This window comes from Bordetella parapertussis (assembly GCF_020735925.1).
Taxonomy (GTDB): domain Bacteria; phylum Pseudomonadota; class Gammaproteobacteria; order Burkholderiales; family Burkholderiaceae_B; genus Bordetella; species Bordetella pertussis.
In genome coordinates, this window is record NZ_CP085971.1 from 716,228 (window position 1) to 733,169 (window position 16,942).

15 protein-coding genes and 1 pseudogene are annotated in these 16,942 nt (G+C 69.8%); 6 read left to right on the plus strand and 10 right to left on the minus strand.

All coding sequences use genetic code 11. From position 1 onward, the window contains the following. Window positions 1-3 precede the first annotated feature (3 nt). Both LK409_RS03390 and LK409_RS03395 read right to left on the minus strand, forming a co-directional pair. Window positions 4-1,574 (minus strand): annotated as a pseudogene (locus tag LK409_RS03390) (formate dehydrogenase beta subunit). After that, window positions 1,571-2,128, minus strand: coding sequence for a formate dehydrogenase subunit gamma (locus LK409_RS03395; RefSeq protein ID WP_041937127.1), 558 nt, complete (start codon window positions 2,126-2,128; stop codon window positions 1,571-1,573). The pseudogene LK409_RS03390 and the gene LK409_RS03395 overlap by 4 nt, the downstream one beginning before the upstream one ends. 149 nt (window positions 2,129-2,277) lie before the next feature. Here LK409_RS03395 and LK409_RS03400 point away from each other — a divergent pair, with 149 nt between their 5' ends. Continuing rightward, window positions 2,278-3,384 carry a substrate-binding domain-containing protein gene (locus LK409_RS03400; protein ID WP_041937128.1) on the plus strand — a complete coding sequence of 369 codons (1,107 nt, stop codon included), beginning with the start codon at window positions 2,278-2,280 and terminating at the stop codon, window positions 3,382-3,384. Between the two features lie 10 nt (window positions 3,385-3,394). After that, complete coding sequence (gene moaA, locus LK409_RS03405; protein ID WP_010927859.1) at window positions 3,395-4,492, plus strand: GTP 3',8-cyclase MoaA; 1,098 nt, start codon at window positions 3,395-3,397, stop codon at window positions 4,490-4,492. A 141-nt stretch (window positions 4,493-4,633) separates the two neighbouring features. On the opposite strand, the gene LK409_RS03410 is transcribed toward moaA, so the two are convergent. From LK409_RS03410 to moaC, 5 genes are read right to left on the minus strand one after another with little or no spacing between them, the layout of a single operon-like run. Continuing rightward, window positions 4,634-5,839, minus strand: a complete 1,206-nt coding sequence (locus LK409_RS03410; RefSeq protein ID WP_003819734.1) for a molybdopterin molybdotransferase MoeA — start codon at window positions 5,837-5,839, stop codon at window positions 4,634-4,636. Between the two features lie 6 nt (window positions 5,840-5,845). Continuing rightward, the gene (gene moaB, locus LK409_RS03415; protein ID WP_003809327.1) at window positions 5,846-6,367 is read right to left on the minus strand and encodes a molybdenum cofactor biosynthesis protein B; all 522 of its coding nucleotides are present in this window, start codon (window positions 6,365-6,367) and stop codon (window positions 5,846-5,848) included. Then, window positions 6,364-6,855, minus strand: a complete 492-nt coding sequence (locus tag LK409_RS03420) for a molybdenum cofactor biosynthesis protein MoaE (protein WP_010927860.1) — start codon at window positions 6,853-6,855, stop codon at window positions 6,364-6,366. The genes moaB and LK409_RS03420 overlap by 4 nt, the downstream gene beginning before the upstream one ends. Beyond that, on the minus strand, window positions 6,852-7,103 hold the full coding sequence (locus LK409_RS03425; RefSeq protein WP_010927861.1) for a MoaD/ThiS family protein: 252 nt from the start codon (window positions 7,101-7,103) through the stop codon (window positions 6,852-6,854). Before LK409_RS03425 ends, LK409_RS03420 begins: the two co-directional genes overlap by 4 nt. After that, window positions 7,084-7,569 carry a cyclic pyranopterin monophosphate synthase MoaC gene (moaC, locus tag LK409_RS03430; protein WP_003809338.1) on the minus strand — a complete coding sequence of 162 codons (486 nt, stop codon included), beginning with the start codon at window positions 7,567-7,569 and terminating at the stop codon, window positions 7,084-7,086. The genes LK409_RS03425 and moaC overlap by 20 nt, the downstream gene beginning before the upstream one ends. A gap of 135 nt (window positions 7,570-7,704) precedes the next feature. Between moaC and LK409_RS03435 the strand changes: the two genes are divergently transcribed. Together LK409_RS03435 and LK409_RS03440 are read left to right on the plus strand one after the other, a co-directional pair. Next, window positions 7,705-11,148 (plus strand): DUF748 domain-containing protein, encoded by a 3,444-nt coding sequence (locus LK409_RS03435; protein ID WP_010927862.1) that lies wholly within the window; start codon window positions 7,705-7,707, stop codon window positions 11,146-11,148. Window positions 11,149-11,165: 17 nt separating this feature from the next. Continuing rightward, a complete protein-coding gene (locus LK409_RS03440) occupies window positions 11,166-12,050 on the plus strand; it encodes a dienelactone hydrolase family protein (RefSeq protein ID WP_033446869.1) in 885 nt (294 codons plus the stop codon). 9 nt (window positions 12,051-12,059) lie between these two features. Here LK409_RS03440 and LK409_RS03445 read toward each other — a convergent pair whose 3' ends face one another. Further along, complete coding sequence (locus LK409_RS03445) at window positions 12,060-12,491, minus strand: hypothetical protein (protein WP_010927863.1); 432 nt, start codon at window positions 12,489-12,491, stop codon at window positions 12,060-12,062. 238 nt (window positions 12,492-12,729) lie between these two features. Here LK409_RS03445 and LK409_RS03450 point away from each other — a divergent pair, with 238 nt between their 5' ends. Both LK409_RS03450 and LK409_RS03455 read left to right on the plus strand, forming a co-directional pair. After that, entirely contained in the window at window positions 12,730-13,233 is a 504-nt protein-coding gene (locus LK409_RS03450) for a peroxiredoxin (RefSeq protein WP_003809348.1), read from the plus strand. A gap of 77 nt (window positions 13,234-13,310) precedes the next feature. After that, the gene (locus tag LK409_RS03455; protein ID WP_033450308.1) at window positions 13,311-14,711 is read left to right on the plus strand and encodes an MFS transporter; all 1,401 of its coding nucleotides are present in this window, start codon (window positions 13,311-13,313) and stop codon (window positions 14,709-14,711) included. 113 nt (window positions 14,712-14,824) lie between these two features. Here the strand turns inward: LK409_RS03455 and LK409_RS03460 are convergent, their stop codons facing one another. Continuing rightward, window positions 14,825-15,700 carry a hypothetical protein gene (locus LK409_RS03460; protein ID WP_010927865.1) on the minus strand — a complete coding sequence of 292 codons (876 nt, stop codon included), beginning with the start codon at window positions 15,698-15,700 and terminating at the stop codon, window positions 14,825-14,827. Further along, the gene (gene bioB / locus LK409_RS03465; protein ID WP_010926132.1) at window positions 15,697-16,704 is read right to left on the minus strand and encodes a biotin synthase BioB; all 1,008 of its coding nucleotides are present in this window, start codon (window positions 16,702-16,704) and stop codon (window positions 15,697-15,699) included. The genes LK409_RS03460 and bioB overlap by 4 nt, the downstream gene beginning before the upstream one ends. Window positions 16,705-16,942 lie beyond the last annotated feature (238 nt).

Consider the following 16,942-nt stretch of genomic DNA (forward strand, 5'->3'; position numbering starts at 1 on the left):
CGTTCAGGCCGGCTGCGCGGCGGGTTGCGGGGCGAGCCCGAAGTCTTCGGGGAAGTGGTTCAGGGCCGACAGCACCGGATAGGGGGCCATGCCGCCCAGCGCGCACAGCGAGCCGGCCAGCATGGTGTCGCACAGGTCGCGCAGCAGATGCACGCGCTGTTCGCGTTGCGGCCCGCCGGCGACGATCTTGTCGATGGTTTCCACGCCGCGGGTCGAGCCGATGCGGCAGGGCGTGCATTTGCCGCACGATCCGATGGCGCAGAACTCCATCGCGTAGCGGGCCATGCGCGCCATGTCGACCGTGTCGTCGAAGGCCACCAGGCCGCCATGGCCGAGATCTGCACATAGGCCTCGTAGTCCAGCGGCACATCCCATTGCGATTCGGGCAGGTAGGCGCCCAGCGGGCCGCCCACCTGCACCGCGCGCAGCGGCCGGCCGCTGGCGCTGCCGCCGCCGAAGCCATAGAGCAGGTCGCGCAGCGTCAGGCCGAAGGCCTTCTCGACCAGGCCGCCGTGCTTGAGATTGCCGGCCAGCTGGAACGGCAGCGTGCCGTGCGAGCGGCCCACGCCGAAGTCGCGGTAATGGGCCGCGCCGCGCGCCATGATGGTGGGCACCGTGGCCAGCGAAATCACGTTGTTGATGACCGTGGGCAGGCCGAACAGGCCGGCGATGGCCGGCAGCGGCGGCTTGGCGCGCACCACGCCGCGCTTGCCTTCCAGGCTTTCCAGCAGCGAGGTCTCCTCGCCGCAGATATAGGCGCCGGCGCCCTCGCGGACTTCCAGGTCGAAGCGCTGCCCGTTGCCGTGGATATCGTCGCCCAGCCAGCCGACCTCGCGGGCGCGCGCGATGGCCTGCCGCAGCGTGGCGATGGCGTGCGGATACTCCGAGCGTACGTAGATATAGCCGTACGTGGCGCCCACCGCCAGGCCGGCGATGGTCATGCCTTCGATCAGCGAGTAGGGATCGCCTTCCATCAGCAGGCGGTCGGCGAAGGTGCCCGAGTCGCCCTCGTCGGCGTTGCAGACGATGTACTTGCGCGGCGCCGGCGTGGTCAGCACGGTCTTCCACTTGATGCCGGTCGGAAACGCCGCGCCGCCGCGCCCGCGCAGGCCCGAGGCGCTGACTTCGTCGACGATCTGCTCGGCGCTCATGGCCAGCGCCCGGTTCAGCCCGGCCAGTCCGCCGTGCGCGGCATAGTCCTGCAGCGACAGCGGGTCGATCACGCCGACGCGGGCGAACGTCAGGCGTTCCTGGTGCTTGAGGTACGGGATCTCGTCGGTCAGGCCCAGCCGCAGCGGATGCGCGCCGCCGTCCAGCCAGCCGGCCTCGAACAGCGCGGCCACGTCTTCGGGCTGCACCGGGCCGTAGGCGACGCGGCCGGCCGGCGTGGCCACTTCGACCAGCGGCTCCAGCCACAGCATGCCGCGCGAGCCGTTGCGCACGATGCGCACCGGCAGGTCCAGGGCCGCGGCCTGTTGCGCGATGGCCTGCGCCACGGCGTCGGCGTCCATGGCCAGCGCCGCGGCATCGCGCGGCACGTAGACGGTGATGGGGGTGGTCAGCGGCGCGTTCATGGCGTGGCCTCGATGGCGCGGGCCAGCAGGCGGTCCAGCTTGGCGGGGGTGACGCGGGCGTGCGGCTGGCCGTCGATCATCACGGCCGGCGACTGGGCGCACAGGCCCAGGCAGTACACCGGCTCCAGCGTACAGCTGCCGTCGGCGGCGGTGGCGTGGAACTCGCAGCCCAGCCGCTGGCGCGCATGCGCGGCCAGCGCGTCGCCGCCCATGGCCTGACAGGACTCGGCCCGGCAGATTTCCAGCACATGGCGGCCCGCCGGCTCGCTGCGGAAATGCGGATAGAAGGTGATGACACCGTGTACTTCGGCGCGCGACAGGCTGAGCGTCTCGGCGATGGTCTGGACCGCTTCGGGCGGAATGAAACCCAGCTCGTCCTGCACCGCGTGCAGCACGGGCAGCAAGGCGCCGGGCTGGTCCTTCATGGCGGCCAGCAGGCGCGCGGTCGTGGCGATGGCGGGGCTGGCCGAATGTTCGGCGTTCTCCATCGCCAGGGCGCCGCCGCGGGCGCCGGCGCTGGAGGCGAGGTCGGTCTTCGCCGGATGGGCAGGCATGGCATTGTCTCCGGATGCGGGGCGGCGGCAGGCGCGCGCCCGGGTCGTTCACTGGGCGAATATATGTTATTCAGTACATATTAAATTCGCGCACAAAGGCCTTTTCCGCTACTCTAGTCGCCTATCTTGTTGGGTTCAATAAGAAATAAATGACATATAAGTTCCGCATCGGCCTGCGGCCGCAATGGGTGCTGGAGGGGGGCGAGGGCGCCGCCGGCCAGCCCCTGCAGGACATGCTGGCGCTGCTGGCCGCCATCGACGACAGCGGCAACATCGCCGGCGCCTGCAAGACCTGCGGGTTGTCATACCGCCACGCCTGGGGCGTGCTGCGCCGTTTCGAGGCGCTGTTCGGCACGCCGCTGCTGGTCACGCGCCGGCGCCTGGGCACGGCGCTGTCGCCGTTCGCCCAGCGCCTGCTGTGGGCCAACCGGCGCATCGATGCGCGGCTGATGCCCACGCTGGAGAGCCTGGCCTCCGAGCTGCAGGAAGAACTGGAGCGCCTGCTGCCCGAAAGCGGGCCGCACCTGCGCCTGCACGCCAGCCACGGCTTCGCGGTCGAGGCGCTGATGCAGCACCTGGACACGCGCCTGCCTGGCGTGGAGTTGCACTACCGCACGGCCGCCGAGGCGCTGGCCTCGCTGCGCGGCAACGATTGCGACCTGGCCGGCTTCCAGGTGCCCCAGGGCGAATTCGAGGCGCCCATCCTGCGCCTGTATGCCCAGTGGCTGGACCCCAACGAACACCTGCTGATCCACCTGGCCATGCGCAATACCGGGCTGTTCGTGGTGGCGGGCAATCCCAAGGGCATAGGCGGGGTGGCGGACCTGGCGCGCGCGGACGTGCGCTTCGTCAACCGCCAGGCCGGCTCCAGCACGTACTACCTGGTCAACCTCATGCTGCAGCGCGCCGGGGTCGCGCCGGCGGCGGTGCAGGGTTACCAGAACAATGAATTCACGCACATGGCGGTCGCCGCCCATATCGCCAGCGGCATGGCCGACACCGGCATCGGGGTCGAAACCGCGGCGCGGCGCTTCGGACTGGACTTCATCCCGCTGGTGCGCGAACGCTATTTCTTCGCCATCCGCAAGACGGCGCTGGAGAGCGCGGCCATGCGCGCGCTGCTCGAAGGCATGCGCAGCCCCGAATACCGCGGGTTCGTCGGCCAGCTGCCCGGCTACGATGCCAGCGATACCGGCGCCATCCAGACCCTGGAGCAGGCATTCGCCCGCGATTTCCGGCCGCGCGCCGCGCTATGATCGACTATCTATGAGCAAAGTCATTTTTCTGACCGATCGCCGCCAGGCCGACCTGGCGGCGCCGAGCGCGGATCTGCCGCCGGCCGGCGAGCCCGCGCGGGACGTGCGCGCCCGGCCGCTGCGCGACCTGCGCATTTCCGTCACCGACCGCTGCAACTTCCGCTGCACGTACTGCATGCCGCGCGAAGTGTTCGACAGCAGCTATGCGTTCATGCCGCACTCGGCGCTGCTGTCGTTCGAGGAAATCGCCCGGCTGGCCGCGCAGTTCGCCCGCCTGGGCGTCGAGAAGATCCGCCTGACCGGCGGCGAGCCGCTGCTGCGCAAGAACATCGAAACCCTGGTCGGCATGCTCGCCGAACTGCGCACGCCCGCTGGCCGCCCGCTGGACCTCACGCTGACCACCAACGGCAGCCTGCTGGCGCGCAAGGCGGCGGCGCTGAAGCAGGCCGGCCTGTCGCGCGTCACCGTCAGCCTGGACGCGCTGGATGCGGCGCTGTTCGCACGCATGAGCGACAGCAATTTCAGCCCCGACGACGTGCTGCGCGGCATCGACGCCGCCGCCGAGGCGGGGCTGGCGCCGGTCAAGGTCAACATGGTGGTGCGGCGTGGCCTGAACGACGGCGAGATCCTGTCCATGGCGCGGCGCTTTCGCGGCAGCGGGCATATCCTGCGCTTCATCGAGTACATGGACGTGGGCAGCACCAACGGGTGGAACCTGTCCGAAGTGGTGCCCAGCGACGAGGTCCTGGCGCGCATCGCCGAGCACCATCCGCTGGTGCCGCTGGACACGCCGGTCATGGGCCGGGTGGCCGAACGCTGGCGCTACGACGATGGCGGCGGCGAAATCGGCGTCATCTCCAGCGTCACGCACGCCTTCTGTTCGGGCTGTACGCGGGCGCGCCTGTCGCCCGAGGGCAGGCTGTTCCTGTGCCTGTTCGCCTCGCATGGCCACGACCTGCGCGCGCCGCTGCGCGAAGGCGCCGACGACGACAGCCTGGCGCGCATCCTGACCGGCATCTGGGGCCAGCGCGACGACAACTACTCCGAACGGCGCGGCCAGGGCGGCGGCGCGGCCGACCGCATCGAGATGAGCTACATCGGGGGGTGAGCGCGGTGCCTGTCCCCGTGGGGACAGGCACCTGCGGCGTGCCTCGGAGCCTGTCCCTGCGGGGACTGGCTCCGAAGGGCTTGCGGGACAGGCATCAGGTTTGCAGGTGCCAGTCCCCATGCGGGGACAGGCACCCGGGGGTCAGGTTAGCCAGTGTCTCAGGTCGTAGTATCCGACGCGTTCGCCGTCGTTGACGGGGACGCCGGCGGGCAGGCGGGCCAGGCCGGTGGACCAGGGCACGGAGGTGATGATGGCCGAGTCCTGGTTGCCGAAGGGCTGCAGTTCGCCGGCGCCGTCTTCGGTGGCGCGCCATTGCACGCGCAGGAATTCCTCGCGGCTGTCCTGGCGCGGCCGTTCGGTGCGCAGCGGCAGGCGGCTGACGGCCGGATAGAGTTCGGCGCGGCCTTGCATGCGCCGCACCAGCGGCGATACCAGTAGCGCGAACACCGCATAGCTGGAGACCGGGTTGCCCGGCAGGCACACGACCGGCTTGCCGTCGATGTGCGCCAGCGCGACCGGCTTGCCCGGTTTCATGCGCACTTTCCACAGCCCCAGTTCGCCGCCCAGCGCTTCCAGCACCGGCTTGACCAGGTCGCGCTCGCCGACCGAGACTCCGCCCGAACTGAGCACCAGGTCGCTGTCGGCCAGCAGCGTGCGCAGCGCCGCGCGCAGCGCGTCTTCGTCGTCGCGCGCATGCAGCACGTGCGAGACCTGCGCGCCCATGCCGCGCACCAGCGCCGCCAGCATCGGGCCGTTGGAGTTGTAGATCTGCTGCGCGGCGCGCGGCTGTCCGGGCGCGACCAGTTCGTCGCCCGTGGTCAGCACGCCGATGCGCAGCCTGGCGCGCACCGGTACGCTGGCCAGGCCCTGGGTTCCCAGCAGGCCGACGTGGCCAGCATGCAGCAGGGTGCCGGCGTCCAGCAGCGGCCGGCCGGCGGTGGTGCCGTCGCCGCGCTTGCGTATCCATTGGCCGAGCGTGGGCGCCTGGGTGATTTCCACCTGGCCGTCGGCTTCGCGCGCGTCTTCCTGCATGACGACGGTGTCCGCGCCGGCGGGGATGAGGCTGCCGGTGAACAGGCGCGTGGCCTGGCCGGGGATCAGCGCTTGCGGCATGTCGCCCGCGTAGGCGCGCTGCTGGACCGGCATGCGCGCGCCGGCCTGGTAATCGGCCAGGCGTATGGCGTAGCCGTCCATGGCGCTGTTGTCGGCCGGGGGCAGGTCCACGGTGGCGGCCAGGTCGGTCGCCAGCACGCGGCCGTCGGCCTGTTCGAGCGCCACGTGTTCGGTGCCGGCCACGGGTGCGCCGGCCTGCGCCAGCAATTGCTGGGCTTGGTCGAATTCAAGCATGATGGGTCAGTCCGCGTCCGGCTTGGCGCGGTAGTGCATGGCGAAATTGCAGGGTTTGTGGGCGTCGTCGAGCTGTTCGCGGATGATGCGGTTCCAGCCCAGCTTGCAGGCGTGGTTGGAGCCCGGCATGCAGAAGATGACGGTATCGTTGGCGGTGCCGGCCAGCGCGCTGGACTGCACGGCCGAACTGCCGATCTCCTCGTACGAGAGCTGGCGGAACAGCTCGCCGAAACCCTCGATGGTCTTGTCGAACAAGGGTTCGATGGCCTGGGCGGTGCAGTCGCGCGGCGTGAAGCCGGTGCCGCCGGATACCAGGATGACCTGGACCGCGGGGTCGGCGATCCATTCGCTGATGACGCGGCGGATCTGGTAGAGATCCTTCTTGACCAGGTCGCGCCGCACGCACATGTGCCCGGCGTGCGCCAGGCTCTCGGCCAGCATGTTGCCCGAGGTGTCGTCGCCGGCGCTGCGCGAGTCGCTGACGGTGAGGATGGCGCAGGCCAGCGAAACCTGCTTGGCGTCGTTCATGGATGCTCCTTGGTGGGCGTGTCCGGGTCTTCCCAGGACTGGGTGCGGTCGGCGTCGGATTGGCGCTGCTCCACCCAGAAGCTGTCGCCGGCAGCCAGGGTTTCGCGTTTCCAGAAGGGCGCCCGCGTCTTCAAGGCGTCGATGATGTACTCGCAGCCGCGAAAGGCGTCGCCGCGATGCGCGCTGGCGGCCGCCACGAACACGATCTGCGCGCCGCGCGGCAGGGCGCCCACCCGGTGGGCGATGACCGTGCCGGCCAGATCCCAGCGCTCGCGCGCGGTGGCCGCGATGGTTTCCAGCTCGCGTTCGCACATGCCGGGATAGTGGTCGAGATACAGCGTCTCGGTGGCCTGCTCGGGCGCGAAGTCGCGCACGTAGCCCACGAACGTGACGATTGCGCCGGCCTGTCCGCCGACGCGTTCGCGCAGCGCCGCCAGCAGGGCGGCGCCGTCGAAATCGGCTTCCTGGACGATAACCATGATGTTCAACCCCCGGTCACCGGTTCGAAGATCGCGACCTCGTCGCCCGGGCGCACCGCCGCGCCCACCTTGACATGCGTCTGGTTGACGGCCAGCTTCAGGCGCTCGGCCGGCTCCAGCTGCGGATAGCGTGCCGCTAGCGCGGCCAGCAGCTGCGCGCCGGTCACGGTTTCGGCCAGCGGCCAGTCTTCGGTGCGCTTGCCGACGAGTTCGGCCACGCGCGCGAAATACAGAACCTTAATCGTTGCGCCACTCACCGCTTTTTCCTCCAGCCTTGTATTGCAGGCGTATCTGTTCGATGACGATGCCCTTGTCGGCGGCCTTGCACATGTCGTAGATGGTCAGCGCCGCGACGCTGCAGGCCGTCATGGCCTCCATTTCCACGCCGGTCTTGTACTGGGTGCGGCAGGTGGCGCGGATATGCACGCTGTACGCGGCTTCGTCGAGCTCGAAGTCGATGCCCACGAAGGCCAGCGGCAGGCTGTGGCACAGCGGGATCAGTTCGGCGCAGCGCTTGGCCGCCAGCACGGCCGCCACGCGCGCGGTGTTGAGCACCTCGCCCTTGCCCTGGCCGGGCTGGGTCAGCAGCCCGTAGGCGGTCGCGTTCATGCGCACGCTGCCGCGCGCGATGGCGACCCGGTCGGTGTCGGTCTTGTGGCCGACATCGACCATACGGATCTGGCCCGATTCGTCCAGGTGGCTCAGGGTGGGGGTAGTAGACATGGCGCGGCCGCTGTGGATCGTCAAATATTGAAAGTACCCGGCCCTTGGGGTATGCCTCGGGGCCAAGCATGCCTATCATAGACGAGCCGCGATAGCGGCGCGATAATCCCCCCAATCCGTGTCGGGAGTTGCCCAATGCCTGTGCGAATGCCCGGAGTGAGACTCACCCGCCGTACCGTGAAAGTCCTCCTGGCGACCGTGCTGGTCGTGCTGCTGCTGGCCGGCCTGGCGGCGTGGCAGGTGCCGCGCATCGTGCGCGGCGCGCTGACGCAGGACGTCTCCGCCATGCTGGGCCGCGACGTCAGCGTGGGCAAGATCCGCTTCAATCCATTCACGCTCACCCTGCGCGCCCACGACCTGGCGCTGGCGCAGCCCGAGGGCGCCGCGCCGCTGCTGCAGGTGGCCGAACTGGACGTCAGCGCGTCCTGGATGTCGCTGTTCTGGTTCGCGCCGGTGGTCGACTCGCTGGTGGTGCGCCAGCCCAGGATCGCGCTGGTGCGCGAAGACGTCACCCGCTTCAATTTCTCCGACATCCAGCAAAAAGTCGCCGACATGGCGGCGCAGTCGCCGCCCGAGCCCGAGCCCGAAGCGGGCCCGCCGCGCTTCTCGCTGAACAACATGGTGCTCGAAGGCGGCGAGATCACGCTGGACGACAAAGTGTCCGGGCGCCAGCAGCGCATCGACGAGATCGCCCTGGGCGTGCCGTTCATCTCGACCTTCGGCTATGCCACCGACATCGACGTGCAGCCGCGCGTGCACATGCGCATCAATGGCAGTCCGTTCGACCTGACCGGCGTGGCGCGGTCGTTCGATACAGTGCCCAGCTCGACGCTGGACGTGTCGTTCGCCGGGCTGGAGCTCGAGAAATGGGCCGACGCCTGGCCCCTGCCGTTGCCGGTCAAGCTGGAGCGCGCGCTGCTGGACTCCGACCTGCAGGTCCTGTTCGAGCAGCCCAAGGACGCGGCGCCGCGCATCAAGGTGGTGGGCGAACTGGGCCTGCGCCAGCTGGATGTGCGCGAGTCGTCCGGCGATGTGCTGGCGCAATGGAGCGCGCTGGCCGTGCGCCGTATCGCCTTCGAGCCCATGCAGCGCAGCCTGTACGTCGGCGAGGTCGAACTGTGGTCGCCCCAGATCCAGACGCGGCGCTACGCCGACCAGCGCCTGAACTGGCTGGACATCGCGCAGAAGCTGCAGAAACTGGGCGCCGGCGATGCGTCGGCCAAGCCGGCGGCTGCTCCCGCACCGACGCCCGCACCCGCACCCGCGCAGGCGTCCGCGTCGGCAACGCCGGCCGCCGCCCAGGCGGCCGCCGCGCCGCAAGCCAGCGCCGCGGCGGCTGCGCCCGACGCGTGGCACGTGGTCGTGGATGCGATCAATGTCAGGGATGCCGAGCTGCACTTGCGCGATGCGGTCACCAAGCTGGACTACGTGATGAACGGCGTGGGCGCCACGGTCGAGGGGCTGGAGCTGCCGCAGCCGCCGGACCGGCCGATCGGCCTGTGGCTGACCATGGACAGCACCATCGACGGCAGCTGGCTGCGCGCCAAGGGGCCCTTGACGCTGGAGCCGCTGAACCTCGACGTCAAGGTGGAGCTCGACAGGCTGGCCCTGGCGCGCCTGGCGCCGGCGGTGCGGGCCAGCGCGCCCATCCTGGTCGAGGACGGCCGCCTGGGGGCGCAGGCGCGCGTGCGGGTGGCGCAGCGCGACGGCGCCACGCAGGTCGTCGCCGAAGGCGCGGCGCTGCGGCTGTCGGACCTGAGCCTGCGCGACGAGTCGGTCAAGCCCGCGGTGCCGGTCAGCGTGAAACAGTTCGAGGCCCGTTTCGACCGGCTGGCGCCCGACGCCCAGCCGCCGCCCTTCACCCTGAAGGCCGACGGCGTGCAGGGCGAGGGCGCGCTTGCCATGCAGGGCAGCCTGACCGCGCAGCCGCTGGCGCTCAAGTCCAGCGTGGACCTCGCGCGCCTGGATCTGGCGCCGTTCGCGCCGTATATCGCCTCCAGCCTGAACGCCACGGTGCGGGCCATCAACCTCAGCGCGCGCGGCGACGCCGAATTCGCCGCGGCCGCCGGCGCCACGCCCATGAAGGCGGCCTGGCGCGGCGCGCTCGACGTCAACGACCTGGACCTCGCCGACCGCGTCAATCGCGACGACTTCATGCAATGGAAGCGGCTGGGCCTGGCCGGCATGCAGGTGTCGGTCAATGGCGACGCCTTTGCCGCCAACCTGGGCGACATCACGCTGGACGATTTCTACGGGCGCGTGCTGCTCAACGCCGAGGGCCGGCTCAACGTCATGGACCTGGTGGCCGAGCCCGGCCAGGCCGGCGGCTCCATCACCCAGGACACCCAGACCCGCGCCCGCGCCGCGGCGCCCGCCAAGCCGGGCCCGATGCCCGACATCGCGATCGGCAGCGTGACGCTCAAGGGCGGCAAGATGACGTTCACCGACCGCTTCGTCAAGCCCAACTACACGGCCGAGCTGTCGCGCATCGAGGGCTCGGTCTCGGCGGTGTCCTCGCGCCAGCCCAAGCCGGCCAAGGTCAACGTGGCGGGCCGCGTCTATACCTCCGCGCCGTTCTCCATCAGCGGTACGGTGCAGCCCTTCGCGCAGTTCCTGTCGCTGGACCTCAAGGCCTCGGCCAAGGGGGTGGACCTGCCGCGCTTCACCACGTATTCGGCCAAGTACGTGGGCTATCCGATCAAGCGCGGCAAGCTGTCGCTGGACGTGCAGTACCAGATCAAGGACCGCGCGCTGCAGGCGAGCAACCGCGTCGTGCTCAACCAGCTGACCTTCGGCGACAAGACCGACAGCCCGGACGCGGTCAAGCTGCCGGTGCTGCTGGCGGTGGCGCTGCTCAAGGACAGCCGCGGCAACATCGACATCAACCTGCCGATCTCCGGCTCGCTGGACGATCCGCAGTTCTCGGTGGGCGGCATCATCGTGCGCGTGCTGGTCAATCTGGTGGTCAAGGCCGTGACCTCGCCCTTCACGCTGCTTGCCTCGGCCTTCGGCGGCGGCGAGGAGCTCTCGTACATCGAGTTCGATCCGGGCAGCGCGGCGCTCACGCCCGAGGCCGAAAGCCGCATCGAGACGCTGGCCAAGGCGCTGAACGACCGCCCGGGGCTGAAGCTGGACGTGGCTGGCCGCGCCGATCCCGCCAGCGACGAGGAAGGCCTGCGCCAGGCCTGGGTCGAGCGCCAGATCCGCCTGGCCAAGGCCCGCGATACCGCCGGCCGCGGCAAGAAGCCGGCGCCCGACGGCGTCGAGGTCGCGCCGGCCGAACGGGCCAAATACTTGGAAGAGGTCTACGACGATACTAAGATCGAAGGCAAGCCGCGCAATTTCATCGGCATGGCCAAGTCGATCCCGGCCGAGCAGATGGAGGCGCTGCTGCGCGGCGCCGCGCCCCTGGGCGCCGACGACCTGCGCAAGCTGGCCGACGCGCGCGCGCAGGCCGTCTATGAAAAGCTGCAGGCCGAAGGGCCGGCCGACCGTATTTTCGTCGTAGCGCCCCAGCTCGACGCCGACGGCATCAAGGATGACGGCAAGCCGACGCGCGTGGACTTTTCCCTGAAGTGACGCACCGGAGGTTCCCCATGACCGATGCAGATCCGCATTTCGACAGCCTGTTGCCGCCCTTGACGCTGACGCGGCGCGGCTTCGTCGTCACCAGCCTGGCGGCCGGCTTTTCGCTGGCGGCCGGCGCGGCCGCCGCGCAGAGCGCCATCCATACCGACGCGGCCGGGCTGACCGCCGGCAAGGTCGACATTCCCACCCCCGACGGCAAGATGCCGGCCTATCGCGCCGCGCCGGCCGGCAAGAAGGACCTGCCGACCCTGCTGGTGGTGTCCGAGATATTCGGGGTGCACGAGTACATCCAGGACGTATGCCGCCGCCTGGCCCGGCTGGGCTACCAGGCGGTCGCGCCCGAGCTGTTCGCCCGCTACGGCGACCCGACCGGCTATACCGACATCGGTCGCCTGCGCGCCGAGGTGGTGGACAAGGCCGGCGATCGCCAGGTGCTGGCCGACCTGGACGCGGCGGCGGCCTGGGCGGCCGCCAATGGCGGCAATTCGTCCCGCCTGGGCATACTGGGTTTTTGCTGGGGCGGCCGCATCGTGTGGCTGTACGCGGCGCACAATCCCGGACTGAAGGCCGGCGCCGCCTGGTACGGTCAGCTGGGCGGGCAGGCCAGCGAGCTCAAGCCGCGCTCGGTGCTGGAGTCGATCGGCGATCTCAAGGCGCCCGTGCTGGGCGCCTACGGCGGCAAGGACGCCGGCATCCCGCTGTCGGACGTGGACCGGATGCGATTGGCGCTGGCCAAGGGGCCGCGGGCCGCGCGCGACTCGCGCATCGACGTCTATCCGGAGGCGCCGCACGCGTTTCACGCCGACTACCGGCCCAGCTACCGCAAGGCCGAGGCTGAACAGGCCTGGCAGCGCATGCTGGACTGGTTCGGCCAGCACGGCCTGGCGGCGTAGCGCCGGCGTTCAGTCGGCGGGCTGGTCTTCGGGCAGCCCGTCGGTCGCCTCGGCGATCGCCTGTTTCATTTCGTCGTAGGTCATGGTGCGCTCGCGCTGGAAACTGGCCAGCGCGCCCGTGCAGCCGTCCACCCCCGAGGCGCGCATGTCCGCCATCATTTCGGTGCCTTCCTGCTGGCCGCGCGCATAGCGCTCGTCGAAACTGTCGAAGGCGTAGTGGTACTCATCGGCGTAGCGCCGCAGGTTCAGCCGCCAGGTTTCGGCATGCTGGGCCAGGTCCGGGGCCGAGGCGCCGCAGGTCCGCGCCGCGCCGTTGGCCGCGCCCGAGGTGAGCACGATCTGGTCGAAGATGGCCTGGCCGGCCGGGTCGGCGCCGGCCTGGGCGCAGGCCGCGCCGCTTGCGGCCGCCAGCAGCAGGGCGGCCAGGAAATGTCTGGTCATGAAGAGGCCTCCACATGGCGCCGCGCCGGGCGGCGTGGGCGTGGCACGCGTGTGCCGCGCAATCCTGCATTATGGCCAAAGCCGCGCCGTGGCCGGGCCGCTGGCGGTTTTGAGTCGTTTCAGACTGTGCGGGGTTTTTTCCGCGCCACGGCGCGCGGCGCGAAAACCGCGCAGGAACTATGATTGAGCCTTGCCGCGCCCGTTCGGGCGCACCTCACCCGAGAAACCGGAGAGCCTCATGACCATCAAAGTCGGCGATCGCGTGCCCGACGGCACGTTGACCGAATTCATCGAAACCGAAACCGCCGGCTGCACGCTGGGGCCCAATGCCTTCCAGGTTGCCGATCTCGTCAAGGGCAAGAAGATCGCCCTGTTCGCCGTGCCGGGCGCGTTCACGCCGACCTGCTCGGCCAAGCACCTGCCCGGCTATGTCGAGCAGGCCGCGGCGCTGCGCGCCAAGGGGATCGACGAAATCTGGTGCGTGGCGGTCAACGACGCGTTCGTGATGGGCGCGTGGGGCCGCGAGCAGCAGGCCGGCGGCAAGGTGCGCATGCTGGCCGACGGCTCGGCCCTGTGGACCACCGCGCTGGGCCTGGAGCTGGACCTGGTGCAGCGTGGCATGGGCGTGCGTTCGCAGCGCTATTCGGCGCTGATCGACGACGGCGTGGTCAAGCAGCTCAACATCGAGGCGCCTGGCAAGTTCGAAGTCAGCGACGCCGCCACCATGCTGGCCCAGGCCTGAGCCTTACGTAGTTGCTGTATGCCGCGGGCCATCGAGGCCCGCGGCCCGTTTTGCCGCAAGCGGACATCCGTGTTCCCATGCTAACCACGATTTCCTCATTCTCGTCGCTTTATTTCGCGACCCTGCTGATGCTGATCGGCACGGGCCTGTTCAATACCTACATGGGGCTGCGGCTGACCGCGCAGTCCGTCAACGAGATCTGGATCGGCGCGCTGATCGCAGGCTACTACCTGGGGCTGGTGTGCGGCGCGCGGCTGGGGCACAGGCTGATCATCCGGGTCGGCCATATCCGGGCCTTCGTGGCCTGCGCCGCCGTGGCCACCAGCATGATCCTGGCGCAGGCGCTGGTCGACCACCTGCCGCTGTGGCTGCTGCTGCGCCTGATATCGGGCATCGTGATGGTCACCGAGTTCATGGTGATCGAAAGCTGGCTCAACGAACAGACCGAAAACCACCAGCGCGGCCGTGTCTTCTCGGTGTACATGGTGGTGTCCGGCCTGGGCACGGTCCTGGGACAACTGGCCCTGACGGCCTACGCCACGCTCGACGACGGCCCGCTTACCCTGGTGGCCATGTGCCTGGTGCTGTGCCTGGTGCCGATCGCCGTGACCGCGCGCTCGCACCCGCCCACGCCGCTGCCCGCGCCGCTGGACCTGCGCTTTTTCGCCAGCCGTGTGCCGCTGTCCCTGACCGTGCTGTTCGTGGCGGGCAACCTGTCCGGCGCGTTCTACGGGCTGGCGGCCGTCTACGCCGCCAAGCACGGCCTGTCCACGTCGCAGTCGGCCATTTTCGTGGCCGCCGCGGTAACGGCCGGGCTGCTGTCGCAGTGGCCGATGGGCTGGCTGTCCGACCGCATCAACCGTGCCGGCCTGATCCGCTTCAACGCGGCGGTGCTGGTGCTGCTGCCGGTGCTGATGTGGGGCTGGATCGTGCTGCCGTACTGGGCGATGGTGGCGCTGTCGTGCGTGTTCGGCGTGCTGCAGTTCACCCTCTACCCGCTGGGCGCCGCCTTCGCCAACGACCACGTCGAACCCGAACGCCGTGTCGGCCTGAGCGCCATCCTGCTCATGACCTACGGTGTGGGCGCCTGCCTGGGGCCGCTGATCGCCGGCGTCATGATGTCGCTGGGAGGTCCCGGCATGTACTACGTGTTCATTTCCGCCTGCGCCGTGATCCTGGTCTGGCAGGTGCGGCCGGCACGCGTTACCGGCGCCCACCAGGTGGACGAGGCGCCGGTGCACTTCGTGCCCATGCCCGACACCCTGCAAAGCTCGCCGGCGGCCGTCGCGCTCGATCCGCGCGTCGACCCCGACGTGGACATCACGATGGAAATGGCCGACCCCGGCCCCGACGTGGTCGAGCCGCCGGCGCCGGCCGGTCCGCCCGCGCCAGGCGCCGACAGCGAAAGCACGAGCGCGCCGCAGGCCGGCGAGCAGGCCGCGCCAGACGACGCGGCAGCCCGGCGCACCGGAACCTGAGGCGCGCGGCCTGGGGAGCGACAGCCGCGGCAAAGGGAGCCCGTCCCCGTTGGGACAGGCACAAAAGATAGCGGGAGCCTGTCCCCGTTGGGACAGGCTCCCGAGTATTGGAGTTACCACGGCAGCATGGCGGCGATGGCCGCCAGCGCCAATGCCAGGCCGGCCAGGTTGAGCGCGCTCAGGCGTTCGCGAAACGCCAGCGCGCCCACCAGGGTGCCCGCCGTGATGACCCCCATGTTCATCGCGCCGAACACCAGGGCAGGGTGGTCCGGCAGGCTCTGATGGGCGCGCACGTAGGTGAGGATATTGCCGAAGTTGGCCAGGCCCAGCGCCACGCCGGCCAGCGCGTGGCGGGCTTGCCAGCGGGTGCGCCGGATGCACAGGTAGGCCAGCGTCAGCAGGCCCGCGGCCACGAACGTCGCCAGCAGGCCGGCCGAAAACGCCGTGCCGCTGCGCGCCAGCTGCTTGAACAGGATATCGATCACGCCGTAGCCGGCCCATACCGCCAGCGGCCACATCCATGCCGCGCGGCGATCGTCCGGCGCGTCGTCCGCCGCCGCGCCGGCGGGCGCGCGGCGGCGCAGCAGGCAGGCCAGCGCCGCGAACGCCAGCGCGATCGCGGCCAGCTTGCGCGCCGTCAGGCTTTCGCCGAACAGCGCGAAGGCGGCCAGTAGCGGGATGAACAGCGACAGGCGCTGCGCCGCGTCGCTCTTGACGATGCCCGCGTGGTGCACCGAGCGCGCCATGGCGACGAACACCGTGGGCAGCAGCACGGCCAGCGCCGCCAGCACCGGCGCGCCCTGCATGGCCTGGCGCAGCGCCTGCGCATCGGGACGCAGCAGCAGCCAGCACAGGGCCGCCGCCACGGCGTAGTTCACCGCGATGGCCTGGCGCACGTCGATGGCGTGGCGGCGCGCCAGTTTCAGGAGCACCGCTACGGTGACGCTGCAGGCGACGCTGGCCGCCAGGTACAGCAGACCCTGGTTCACGCCTGGCCCGCCGCGCAGGGCAGGCCCTCGGCGCGCATGCCCAGGCGTTGCAGCAGCCGCCGGTCGGCCTCGACCTGCGGGTTGCCGGTGGTCAGCAGCACATCGCCATAGAAGATCGAGTTGGCGCCGGCCATGAAGCACAGCGCCTGCTCGCTGTCGCTCATGGTCTCGCGGCCCGCCGACAGGCGCACCTTGGCCAGCGGCATGGTGATGCGCGCCACGGCGATGGTGCGGATGAACTCGAACGGATCCAGCGTCTCGGCGCCCGCCAGCGGCGTGCCTTCGACTTGCACCAGGTTGTTGATGGGCACCGACTCCGGATAGGGCTCCATGTTCGCCAGCTGGGCGACCAGGCCGGCGCGGTCGCGGCGCGATTCGCCCATGCCGACGATGCCGCCGCAGCACACGTTGATGCCGGCCTCGCGCACCTGTTGCAGCGTATCCAGGCGGTCCTGGTAGGTGCGCGTCGAAATGATCTTGCCGTAGAACTCGGGCGCGGTATCCAGGTTGTGGTTGTAGTAATCCAGCCCGGCGGCCTTCAACTGTTCGGCCTGGCCGTCGCGCAGCATGCCCAGCGTGACGCAGGTTTCCATGCCCAGCGCCTTGACCGCGCCGATCATTTCGGCCACCGCTTCCAGGTGATGCGGTTTGGGGCTGCGCCAGGCCGCGCCCATGCAGAAGCGTTGCGCGCCGTTGGCCTGCGCTGCGCGCGCCGCGCGCACCACCTCGTCCAGCGGCATCAGCTTGTCGGCGTCCACGCCGGTATCGTAGTGGGCCGATTGCGGACAGTACGCGCAATCCTCCGGGCAGCCGCCGGTCTTGATCGACAGCAGGCTGGACAACTGCACCGTGTTGGCGTCGAAGTGCTGGCGGTGCACCTGCTGGGCACGATGCAGCAGGTCCAGGAACGGCAGCTCGAACAATTCGGCGACCGCCGCCAGGGGCCAGCGCTCGGCGCTGGGCGGACGGACGGGAGTGGGGACGGGAATGTAGGCCGTATGCATGGGGCGGGGCTCCATAGGGGCGGTGGACGGGCGGCTGGACGCCAGGGCAATGCGGCCGATCGTAGGAATGAATCGGCGATTTGGGCAATATCCCGTATTTAAACGAAAATGAAAGCGTATTGATTGAAATTGACTGGAATAAGGAGATTTTGCGGCGCGAGCGACGTTAACGCGATGCGATCTTCCCGCAGGCGGAGGCGCCGAATTATTGTTTCCATGTGTAAATAATTACCGGCCT